The following is an 11,948-nucleotide window of genomic DNA, read 5'->3' as shown; positions in this document are numbered from 1 at the left end:
CTTGGGGTAAGAGTAGCTCCCAGAAGAAGTTTTGCAACTCTCATGATCTCGTCCTTTGCTTGAAACGATACCCCTGTATCGTTCTCAATAGAGTCAAAACATGCACGTTCACCGCACACCCATCACAGCACCTGAGAGGCGTTGCTTCCATGACAACGACAACTTCCAGCAGTCATCTAATGCGGGAGAGAGAACTCCTTCAGAGGAACATCGTTGGGTGGCTCACGTACTGCCACGTCCGCCTTCTGGTGCGTCATCTTTAACATCGGTTCAATCAGGTCGATCGGCAGCGGGAAGATAATCGTCGAATTCTTCTCCACCGCGACCTCTGTCAGCGTTTGCAGGTAGCGTAGTTGTAGCGCGGCAGGCTGTGAGCCAAGAATTTCGGCGGCTTGAGCCAACTGGGTCGAGGCCTGTAATTCTCCCTGAGCATGAATCACCTTCGCGCGCTTCTCGCGCTCTGCCTCCGCCTGCTTGGCCATGGCACGCTGCATCGTAACAGGTAACTCAATATCCTTGATCTCAACTGCGGTCACTTTTACTCCCCATCCCTCCGTCTGCTCGTCAATAATGGTTTGCAAATCACGGTTGACCTTGTTGCGCTGCGCCAATAGCTCATCCAGTTCCGATTGACCGAGGACGTTGCGCAAGGTCGTTTGACCAATCTGTGTGGTTGCCTGGTTAAAGTCCATCACATTGACGATAGCCGCAATGGGATCGACGACGTAGAAGTAGAGGACCGCCGTCACCTTGATCGTGACATTATCACGGGTGATGACCTCTTGCGGGGGGACGGTCAGCGTGATAATTCGCAAGTCGACCTTACTCACGCGTGAAATGAGCGGGGGAACGAAGAAGAGCCCGGGACCCTTTGCTCCGATTAAACGTCCCAACACGAAAACCACGCCACGCTCATACTGCTGCACCACGCGAATCGCAGAAAACGCGACCCACACTAGCAGAGCCACGATGACACCAAACACAAACATGGCAAAAAGATTCATGACAAGCCTCCTGATGGCGTTAGCGTTGTACATTGTGGTGAGGTGAAAAGCTTCCCATCTCAAACGCGGCATCAGATGTGCCGCCATCGTCGAGCCAACGCCCTATTGCCTCGGTCTCGGAGGCGTTGCCATCATCACGCCGGCGTTCCGTTACCTCAGCCTCAGAGATCACCTCTAAGAAGGTGTCATCAGGACGGTACGTTCTGGCTCTCGTTTTCCGCATCACCTGGGTTGCAGGAGCAACGCATGGTCTTCCTCGTTCCTGGTCATAGCAGTCATAGACCATCTGATCAGTGCGCTTTGGGTGCGGTCTCTGCCCTGGAGGAAGGGGGGTGACCTGCGGGCCAGGCTTAGATGTCGGCCATGCCGGGTAGACATACGGAGTTTGAGCATGTCTCTCCGGCATGGTCGTCTCTGCGAAGTTGCCTTGGCTTGCAATATCTTCTCTTGCAGAGGAGCTCTGCCCAGATGGAGAGACGCCTTGCGCGGTCACGACTGTTTCTGTATGCTCATCCGGTGGTGAGTCTCTCACCACCTTGAGTGGTGAATGTGTTTCTTGAATGGTGCTCATAGGAGTTGCCTTTCTTGCGAGAAACCAGAGGAGCGCTTCTTCTGCTGAAGGCATATCAACCTGGAGCAGACGCTTGAAACTGTGTTATCGAAGAGATGGTGTCGCTATCCCTTGGTGGGCTCGTTGGCGCCGGTCCTGTATTTCCCTGAACCAGAGAAGATACACTAGGAGGACGAAGAGGAGCAAGGGGAGAATGAAGAGTCGCATAATCATGTGATCCTGTATGGTTTGCCTCCAGATGCATATGCCTGAAGGTAGAGAGGAGGCACAAACGCGAGAGCGCGAACGCGACCATTATGGCAATCATGTCTGCTGAATGGAGAGAGGAACGCTCAGAACGTTAGTAGTTACGAGGGACATGGTGTGAGCGGCTTGACTCATAAAAAGCTCTATGGGCTTACTTTTAGTATACACTATTTCTGATGTAAATACAATATATATCCAAACTATGATATTTTTGATTTCATTGCTTTTTATAAAAAATTCAACTATTAAATAGAATATCCCCAGATCCTGGGCAGACGAATAAGATAGAATGGAGCTATGAAGCGGGAAGTTAGAAGGATATCTATTTAACGACAACGGTAGAGTTCAGAAGAAATTGCTCACGGGTGAGAAGGAAAAAGCAATGTCACAACCTGCCATATCACAGCAAGAAGTAAAGAGTTATAGACCCGGCCTGTTTCATTCATCGTATCAGAAGTATGAACATGACTTGAAACGTCACACAGAACGAGGCTGGCGACTGGTCTCTTGTACAGTAGCGGGACGAGATATCTTCGGGCGTATATGGCTCACGGCAACCTATGAGCGGTGAACGAAAGAGAGTAGGGATCATTCTTCATTCCTATCCCTTTGCTCAAGAACAATACTGCGGTCCTTTTGGGGCAACTCCAAAAGACGTTACCCTAATTTGGTGAAAACTCCTCATGCATACCGTCGCATCAAGCGGCGCTTGACCAACTCCACGAGGAGCAAGTAGCTCATAATCATCCCTGCCAGGAAGAGAAAGTAGAGGGCGGGCAATGGTGTGAAACCAAGTGGTCCGGCAAGTGGCGTGTAGGGGAGCACAAAGCCAACCAAGACAATCAGGAGCGTCGTCAGCGTGAGCGGGAGACTGGGGCGACTGTGTAGCGGATTGCCTGCTGTGCGAATACTAAAGAGGACCAGTGTCTGAGTCGCAAGCGACTCCACGAACCAGCCAGTATGGAAGAGTACTGCTCCAGCATTGAAGATCCGTAACATGATGAAGAAGGTCAGGAAATCGAAGATCGAGCTGACTGGTCCAATGAAGATCATAAAATGACCAATTCATTATCACCCGTCACGATCTTGACCTGCACCCCATCACTCTTGAGTGCCTGGAGAACCTGGGCAACATCCGCCTTGGGCGGATCGGCAAAGGTCAGGAAGCCGAGCAGCACCAGAGACTGCTCGTCCGTTTTCCGATACGTTTCTTGTGGCGAGAGTGTGCGATAGGCGACAGCGAGCACACGGTATCCCTGCGAACTGAGATCACGATACCTGTTCACGTAGGTTGTGCGCTCCTCATCACTCCCATCATCCAATGGCTTGCTTTCACCATTGCTTTCATAGGCAGTGCAACGCGCCAGAACACTCTCGGGAGCACCTTTGATGATCAAGAGATTCTCATGCTCGTGTCGTATGACCACCGAGAGGCAGCGCCGTTCAAAATCAAAGGGGATCTCGCCAACTTTGGTATAGCCACTCATATCAACAGTGCCATGGCGTACAATAGCTTCATCGAGGGGACTTTTGATCCCGGTCTGGTAGGTACTGTTCAAGGAGCCAAACAGCAGCACGCGCTCAGATGCTTTCTCCGAGAGATCAAGATAGCCTTCGAGGTTCGTTTCGCCGTTGGTCAACGTCCCTGTCTTATCGCGACACAGGGTGTCGATTGGGAAAGGGGGCCCAGGGGGAATTCCCCCTGGCGGGGTTTAAGGGGTATCCCCTTGTTCTCTGCTCCGATTAATGTAGGAAAACGTATGCATGCATCGTTTTCTTCCATCTTTCGTTGTTCCTGCTTCACTCCCAGGAGCCGCAAAGCCGAAGCCCATTGGTCTTACCCCAAGTCCACAGGCGTCTTTTCCGTCTCGTCCGAGCCAGTACCGAAGACGACTTGATCCATCAGCCCGATCAAGCGAAGGGCTTCCCGTAACACATTCTGAGCCGCATTGTGATCACGATCTTGCGGGAACTGATCATAGGGACAGGTTGGGTTTTGACAGACAAACACCCGATCGTTGAGCGTCATCTGCTGCCATGTCCACCCGCAGCAGTGACAGGTTTTGACTTCCGGGAAAGAAGCGGTCCACTTTGATGACCTGTCCCCCGCGTTGGGCTACCTTCGCCTCAAGCAGCCGTCTGAGCGTGCCGAGCGAGGCATCAGAGAACAAGCGCGCCAGGCGTCGGTTCTTGAGGAATCCCTTGAGGTACAAGGTTTCCACGCCAATGATCCCATAACTCTCAGCGAGTTGGGTGGTCAACGTGTGGAGCACATCATCTCTCAGACAGGTAATGCGGTAGTGCACGCGTGTGACCTGTCTGCGCGCTTTCTCCCGATTCGCGGGATCCACGTTTGCGACGATGCAAGCGTTTGTTGGCCTGACGCAGTTTCCCCAGGGCCGTTTTGAGAAAGGCTTGGTTCTCGACGTTCTCTCCCGTACTCAAGGTCGCCAGTCGGTTCAGTCCGACATCGATGCCACAGGCCGCTCGTTTCTTCACCGGGATGGGATCAGGCATTTCTACCTGGATGGAAACAAACCACCAATCCGCTGACGCGCGTGATCCGCGCGCCCGTCACCTTGCCGTGAAAGCGCAGATTCTCTGCCATATTCACTCATCCGAGTTTGGGCACCCAGAGGCGATGATCCCCGAGTGTCAACTGATCATTGGCAAGGTAGAAACTCGGCTTCCTGCGTTTCTTGCTTTTGTATTTCGGAGGGCGAGCCTTGCCTTCAAAAAAGGTCGTAAAGGCTTTGCCCAGGTCCAGGAAGGGCTGATCAGAAGCGTTCTTGGTGACTTCCCAGGTCCAGGGGAATTGCTCCCGCCTGATCTGGTTGAACTGCTTCTTGAGTTTCAAAGCAGTGGGTTTTTCCCCGGCTTCATATTGGCGGTTCCATTCGGCCAGCGCCCAATTCCACACAAAGCGAGCAACGCCTGCGGCACGAGCAAAGGAGTTGGCCTGCTCAGGTGTGGGACGTAGTCTGATCTTATGGGCGCGAATCATGCGGTTCTGCTCTTTCTCTTGCCTCATATTTTCTTTAGTATAGGACAAACGTTCTCATCTGTCAAGAAGCCCGAAAGCGTGGCGTCTTGCCCACGGTTGATCCCTTTTTCCCACTTTTTTGGAAACAGTTGCATTCTCTTTTCCTAAAAGGTTGAGTGGAAGTGCATTAAGTACAATCACGCAAAGTTTTCGGTATGAGTCCCGTTTATCAAGGGTAGCCAATGCCAAAAAAGTTGCTTGACTGCACTTAGGCCGCCAGAGGAAGGGTAAAGAAGAACGTTACTCCCTCGTTGAGGGTACTTTCCACCCAGATCCGCCCTCCCTGCTGCGTCACGATCTGTGCGGCAATATAGAGCCCCAGTCCCATACCTTTCACTGTGTTCTGTTCGGGTTGAGCACCCCGAACGAAGCGCTCAAAGATCCTGGCGTGCTGGTCCTGGGGAATACCTTTGCCCCGGTTCTGCACGCTCAACCGAATCATATCGTCATCGACTGAGACGCTCACCCACACTGGGTCAGCCACAGGAGAATATTTCAATGCATTGCTGAGCAGGTTCTGTAAGACTTGCCCGCTACGTTCTCGATCAGCGTAAGCCCGTATCTGGATGGTACTTTCAAGAAAGAGGCGATGAGGCCAGAGCTGTTTTTGTTCCTTGACCATCTCTCGTACCAGATCATCCACCGCAAAGACGCTTGCGTGGATGGAGAGCATGCCTGTTTCCAACGCGTTGGCATCGAGCAAACTGCTGATCAAGCGCGATAGCTTCTCCAGGCTTCTATCGACCTGCTCAAGCTCGGGTGCCATGTGCTCATCTCCCGCTTTGCTCAGACGCCGTTGGAGCAGTTGGACGAAGCCCTTCGCACTGGTGAGGGGCGTTTTGAGTTCATGGCTGACCATGCCAAGGAACGTCTCTTTCTGCCGCTCGAGCTCCTTGCGTGCAGTGATATCCTCCATCGCCAGCAGGATCAAATGATCCCTGACGCCTTTTCGTTCGCTGACGATAGCGCGACCGCTGAGCAGCATGATCCTGCGCCCAATGGTGGGAAAGTCGTGTTCGACCTCAATATCCTGGAAAGAGTGGTGTGTGTCTCGGACCTGCTGGAGGAGCGCTCGGACCTGGGGACGATCCCATTGCCCATTGCCCAGTTCCCATAGCGTCTGTTGCGCAATCTGTGGGGGAACGACATGAAAGAACGCATAGAAAGCCGTATTGGCACTCTGCACTTGCATCTCTGCATTGAGGACGACCAGCGGTTCGCGAACCGTCTCGACAATGGACTCCGCATAGTCCTGGGCCACACGCAGTTGCTCATTGCGCGTTTGCAGTTCTTGGTTCGTGCTGGTCAGTTCTTCATTGATGGCTTGTACTTCGGCCTGGGATGTCTCTAATTCTTCATTGAGGCTTTGCAGTTCCTCATTGTTTGACCGGACCTCCTCGTTGGCTTCCTGCAAGGACACATTGGCTCTCTCGTCTGCATCCAGCGTGGCCTGTACCTCTACCTGAGTCTGTGCCAGTTCTTGTTCCAGGGTGGCGATTCGGGTGGCACCGGTGGTGCGCCCGGCTTCTCTACCCAGGAGCTTCCTCAGGGAGAGCGGTGCTGCGACGAGCGCGGCCAGAGGCGGTCCCTCTGCAAAGAGGACGAGAAAACCACGGATGAGGGAAGACGTTTTGAGTGGCACGACTGTAATCTGCACCAGGCGATTCGTGTTGCTCAGGTGTAATCCTTCTCTCGTGATAGGACGATCTTCCTTCTGTGCGGTAAAAATGGCTGCACGCAGACCCAATTTTAACCCTTCACGGACCCATTTGAGCACATGAAAGGTGGCTTTCCCGGCGCTTGGCTCCAGGTAGAGGCCGGTGTTTCCACGCAGGTGGAGGATGTGCAGATCTGCATCGAGAATGACGCTGGCCGGTGCATACGTGGTCAGCAGTAGACGTTCAGCTTCTTGTTGAAGAGTAGGTTCATGGATCATCTCCTTTAGCTCCTTCTTGACGCTCTCTTGTCTGGTAGCACGCTCAACTCCTGTGCTGAGAACAGGCGGCAAGAGGTGTTGCGCCCAGCTTTTTTTGGTAAACACTTTCTGGTGCTGCTCCACACGGGTAAAAAGCGTGGAATCTGGACCAACACTTTCTGAGGCCCCAAGCAGCAAGAAGCCATGTGATTTGATGGCATAATGCAGGGTTTGCAAGACCTTCTCTTGCGCAGGAGGCATCAGATACATGAGGACGTTGCGGCAACTGATCAGGTCTACCCGCGAAAATGGCGGATCGTGCATAATGTTGTGTCGTGCAAAGACACACAGTTCACGGATGGCCTCGTTGACCTGGTAGCGCCCTCTACTCCTATCGAGAGGAAGAAAGAAGCGCTGCAAGCGCTCCGAGGATACCGCCTGTAAGGTCTCTCGCTGGTAGATGCCCGCCCTGGCCTGCTTGAGAGCCCCCGCATCCAGATCAGTCGCAAAGATTTGAAAAGGGAATGGAAGCTCTTGTGCTTCACGAAACTCGAACAACGAGATGGCGAGCGAGTACACTTCCTCGCCCGTGGAACAGCCTACGACCCAGATCCTGATGGGCTCTGCTGGCAAGAGATGCTGCACGACTTCTGGAAAGACCAGGCGGGTGACAGCTTCAAAGGCGGGTGGATCGCGAAAAAAACGCGTGACATGGATCAGGACTTCCTGACTCAACGCTTCCGTCTCAGCCGGATGGTCTTTCAGATAGGTCGCATACGTAAGGAATTGGTTCATGTGCATGACGGCCATGCGACGAAAGATGCGCCGTTGCAGCGTGGCGGTCCGATACGCGAGAAAATCCACACCGGTAGCAGCGCTGAGCAACAGACGAATCGTTGTGAACGCCTGCTGCTCATCAGCAAGCAAGCTCTCCGATTCCTGTGAGAAGGGCGTTTTGAAGGAGGGATGTCCGAGACCAGCCAGCAGCGCCAGGGCAATTTGCTCTGGTGGCAGGATCCGATCCACGCAGTGGGAGGAAATCGCATGCTGAGGCATCTGTGGGTACGCTGCTGACTCCGCGTTTTGAGCAAACGTCATCCCCCCTTGTGCCTGAATCGCTTGTAAACCCTTGGTGCCATCAGTGGCCGTTCCCGAAAGAAGCACCCCGATAGCCTGACGCTTCTGATCAGCCGCTAGCGAACGGAAAAAGCGGTCTATCGTGAGGCGCTGACCACCGTGCTGCGTTCGTGGCAGAAGATGCAGGGTTCCTTGTTCCAGCGTCAGATCGACATTTGGAGGAATGACATAGACCTGATCCGCTTCCACCCGCATCAGGTCCTGGACAACACACACAGGCATCTTGGTTACGCGTGCAAGCAGATCCGGTAACATGCTGTGATGCATGGGGTCCAGGTGCTGTACAAAGACGTAGGCCATTCCTGTCGTTGGTGGCAAGTGAGAGAGCAAATGGGTAAATGCTTCTAAGCCTCCAGCAGAGGCACCGATTCCCACAATAGGAAAGGGCGCCTCCCTAGGCTCATCAGACAGCGCCAGTCCTTTGAGATCTTCTCCCATATCCAGCCTCTTTTCCTCTTCAATGGGCATGCAAAAACCTGGGTGTCATGAAATACAAAAATGGTATACGTACAAGTATTACAGAGAGGAGGACAACATCTGGATGTGTTTTTGTTTGCATTCTCTATGCGCGAAAGAGAGTACAACCATATATGCTTCTGACCAGAAGATGAGCGGGGAAAGGTCAAGGTGTTCGGGACGCTTGTCGAGAACGAGAAGAGGCAATGCCACGAGAGCACAATATTTCTCAAACAGACTGTTTGACGATCCTTCTCCGCTGAAAAGCAAAAAGGGAGGGCAGCATAATTTCGTTACGCTGTATTATCCTCATCATACCACATTTATGGATGGGACGTTGGAAATCAAGCATCTCCTAGCAGTGGAGTGCTTCGACATCACAATTTGAGCTTCCCCTGTTCAGAAAATGGGATGGCCGTTATCATCATCTTCTCCCTTCATCATACGTGTTCTAAAGGAGCGAACGGAAGCATAAATCAGAAAGCTGATCCGTCACCAAGTATGCTCTGGTGGCGCCACACCAGCAGAACCAGGATGACACCAAACACAAACATGGCAAAGAGCATCATGGCAAGCCTCCTGATGGCGTTAGCGTTGTACATTGTGGCGAGGTGAAAGGCTTCCCATCTCAAACGCGGCATCAGATAGGCCGCCATCGTCGAGCCAATGTCCTATTGCCTCGGTCTCGGAGGCGTTGCCATCATCACGCCAGCGTTCCGTTACCTCAGCCTCATAAATCACCTCTAAGAAGGTGTCATCAGGATGGTACGTTCTGGCTCTCGTTTCCCGCATCACCTGGGTTGCAGGAGCAACGCATGGTCTTCCTCGCTCCTGGTCATAGCAGTCATAGACCATCTGATCCGTGCGCTTTGGGTGCGGTTTCTGCCCTGGAGGAAAGTGGGTAACCTGCGGGCCGGGCCTGGATGTCGGCCATGCCGGGTAGACCCGCTGCGTTTGAGCATACCTCTCCGGCATGAGCGTCTCTGCGAAGTTGCCTTGGCTTGCACTACCCTCTCTCGCAGAGGTGCCCTGCACAGATAGAGAGACGCCTTGCGCGGTCACGACTGTTTCTGGATGCTCATTCGGTTGTGCGTTTCTCATCGCCTTGAGTGGCGGGTGCGTTTCTTGAATGGTGCTCATAGGAGTTGCCTTTCTTGCGAGAAACCAGAGGAGCGCTTCTTCTGCTGAAGGCGTGCCAACCGGGAGCGGACGCTTGAAACAGTGTCATCGAAGAGATTGTGTCGTTTTTTCTCAGTGGGCTCGTTGGCGCCGGTCCTGTATTTCTCTGAACCAGAGAAGAGTGATCAGGAGGACAAAGAGCACTAAGGGGAAGAGGAAGAGTTCCATAATCATGTGATCCTGTATGGTTTGCCTCCAGATGCATATGCCTGAAGGTAGAGAGGAGGCACAAACGCACGAGCGCGAACACGACCATTGTGGCAATCATGTTTGCTGAATGGAAAGAGGAACGCTCAGAACGTTAGTAGTTACGAGGGACATGGTGTGAGCGGCTTGACTCATAAAAAGCTCTATGGGCTGCTTTTAGTATACACTATTTCTAAGGAAAATACAATATATATCTAAACTATGATATTTTGATTCCATTGTTTTTTATGAAAAGTTCAACTAGTAAGAAATCTCCCAGAGAAAAAGAGCGAAGTAGCCAGGTTTATTCGGGCTGGATATCAGAAACGTAGGAAACAACATTGACTTCGGATTTTTCAGCCAGGAAAACTACTCACACTTCATCTGTGGAATAATTTCCTCCTGGTTGTATCCTGGCAGTTGCTTCTACCTTCGATCAGGTAGAGCAGATAGCAAGCGTGAAGAGGCATGCATGCACAAAGTATGATCTGCTCTAAGATCTATAATGCCCAATGGCAAATATAGTATTACTAAAAACACAAACAGAAAAGCTATTGACATTTCCAGCCACAAAAATCTGCGTTAGGTTAATAATAGTGGACAAAATTTCAGAAACATGGTATTGTTTTTTATAAACTAAAGATAAATTAATTGTAGAGCATGCTGGAGAGGCATCCTCTTCGGGCCTCTCAACATCAATCGGTAAATGGAGAGCAATCCCAACACGTTCCAGATAAAATGCGCATTTTATACAAAAAAGGAGGGTATCAGAGTTATATCCCTCTACATGTCTAAAAGCTGGAGTGTGAAGAGATGCGCCCTGTAGCAGAGCACGCGTATGGCACCAAAACGGACCAGGGCCTGCTCCTTTGGCAGCTCATTGTTGTGTTGGTAAAGTGAGAGGGAGGGAATGATGGGTGAGCATCATGTGACGGTACTTGTACCTACATCAGTAAAGAATGCCTATGCGTTCTTTACACATTTTCATGATTTTCCAAAGTATATGCATTCCGTTCGGGAGGTGACGTACTATGACACTCAACGTAGCCATTGGGTTGTACAGGTAGCAGGAAAACAAGAGTGGGATGCTGTGAATGAGAACTGGATTCCTGAGCGGCAGGTAGGCTGGCGATCGATAAAGGGGTTGCAGAATAGAGGTACGATCAAGTTTACGCCCTTAGGAACTGAGCAGACAGTAGTAGATGTCTTCATCCACCATGACCCTCCGATGGGTATCGTCGGGAGAATGGCAGAATGGCTGGGAATAAATAGCCATTTTCAAACCGTGCTGGAAAAGGAGATACAGAACTTCACCAGAATGGTAGAGGAGGCACCTCAGGGAACATCAGATCCAATGTCATCGCACTACCTGTTTCATCAAGAGAGCGCATTCACAAGAGGGAAGACGACGGAGAGACAACGGGCGGCAATGAAGGATGATCCGATAATGTCTCCAGTGCATTTGCGAGAGAGAGAAAAAAAAGTGGCATCTGAACGTGAGGAGGAAAAGCGAGAACACGAGGTCAGGCAAGCTGGAGCACAACTAAAACGGCAGCAGATGCAGGATGCGGTTAGAGCGCAAGATGAGGCGCTGCAGCGACAAAAAGTGTCTGATCTGCAAGAAAGACATGCAAAGGAAGAGAGCGAAAAGGGACAGAAAGGCATCACACACGAGTTGGATCCAGTGCATGATACTATAGGGGGAAGGAACGCTTCAATGGAGCGTACGGCCTTTGGCGATCAAGATGCCAGACATGAGCGTTTTCCACAACATGACGCAGGCCCAATGACGGCACGTTCGTTGAAACCGCGGAAAGATGAAACGTCAGAGCCTGTAGCAGACGAGAAAGCTGAATCGCAGTGGAAAAATCTTATTCGAGGGCGATCATTAGATGATGAGACGAGGTGAGTATGACGCCTAATGTTCAAAAGCGAACGGATAGTAGCAGGAGTGCGCTAAGAGATCAATAGGCTCTTAGCGCACTCCTGCTACTATCTCCTGACGACCCGGTCAAGATGGTAAAACGGCTCTACGCATGGGATTTCCTTTGCTTTTCACTATGGTGGCTGTGAGGTGCCTTTTAGGAGGCGAACCTGTTCGAGCGAGCTTCAAATCGCCCTTTATGAAGTTGACCCGTGTCTGTAGAGCATCTACAGACACGGGTCAACTTCATGCAGACAAAAGGCTTGAGTGGGCATGGAGTAAAAGAA

Annotated in this window: 7 protein-coding genes and 1 pseudogene; 1 reads left to right on the top strand and 7 read right to left on the bottom strand. The window is 51.7% G+C overall.

Annotation, left to right across the window (positions count from 1 at the left end; translation table 11 throughout):
• Positions 1-176: 176 nt before the first annotated feature.
• From KRAC_RS04755 to KRAC_RS04725, 7 genes and pseudogenes are all read right to left on the bottom strand, one after another.
• On the bottom strand, positions 177-1,004 hold the full coding sequence (locus KRAC_RS04755) for a slipin family protein (protein WP_007904925.1): 828 nt from the start codon (positions 1,002-1,004) through the stop codon (positions 177-179).
• A gap of 19 nt (positions 1,005-1,023) precedes the next feature.
• Complete coding sequence (locus KRAC_RS04750; RefSeq protein WP_040441906.1) at positions 1,024-1,575, bottom strand: hypothetical protein; 552 nt, start codon at positions 1,573-1,575, stop codon at positions 1,024-1,026.
• A gap of 927 nt (positions 1,576-2,502) precedes the next feature.
• Entirely contained in the window at positions 2,503-2,874 is a 372-nt protein-coding gene (locus tag KRAC_RS04745) for a cation transporting ATPase C-terminal domain-containing protein (protein ID WP_040441905.1), read from the bottom strand.
• Positions 2,871-3,461, bottom strand: a complete 591-nt coding sequence (locus KRAC_RS04740; RefSeq protein WP_040441904.1) for an HAD family hydrolase — start codon at positions 3,459-3,461, stop codon at positions 2,871-2,873. The genes KRAC_RS04745 and KRAC_RS04740 overlap by 4 nt, the downstream gene beginning before the upstream one ends.
• 197 nt (positions 3,462-3,658) lie before the next feature.
• Positions 3,659-4,825, bottom strand: a pseudogene (locus tag KRAC_RS75505) (RNA-guided endonuclease InsQ/TnpB family protein).
• Positions 4,826-5,072: 247 nt separating this feature from the next.
• Positions 5,073-8,354: a chemotaxis protein CheB gene (locus KRAC_RS04730; protein ID WP_052567968.1), complete on the bottom strand. Its 3,282-nt coding sequence runs from the start codon at positions 8,352-8,354 to the stop codon at positions 5,073-5,075.
• A gap of 606 nt (positions 8,355-8,960) precedes the next feature.
• Entirely contained in the window at positions 8,961-9,512 is a 552-nt protein-coding gene (locus KRAC_RS04725) for a hypothetical protein (RefSeq protein WP_007904918.1), read from the bottom strand.
• A 1,135-nt stretch (positions 9,513-10,647) separates the two neighbouring features.
• On the opposite strand from KRAC_RS04725, the gene KRAC_RS60775 reads away from it, so the two are divergent.
• Positions 10,648-11,646 carry an SRPBCC family protein gene (locus KRAC_RS60775; protein WP_083814517.1) on the top strand — a complete coding sequence of 333 codons (999 nt, stop codon included), beginning with the start codon at positions 10,648-10,650 and terminating at the stop codon, positions 11,644-11,646.
• The last annotated feature ends 302 nt before the right edge of the window (positions 11,647-11,948 follow it).

Origin of the sequence: Ktedonobacter racemifer DSM 44963, from assembly GCF_000178855.1 — a bacterium.
GTDB lineage: Bacteria > Chloroflexota > Ktedonobacteria > Ktedonobacterales > Ktedonobacteraceae > Ktedonobacter > Ktedonobacter racemifer.
Note: the sequence above shows the minus strand (reverse complement) of the source record. Positions and strands in the feature narration are given on the sequence as shown.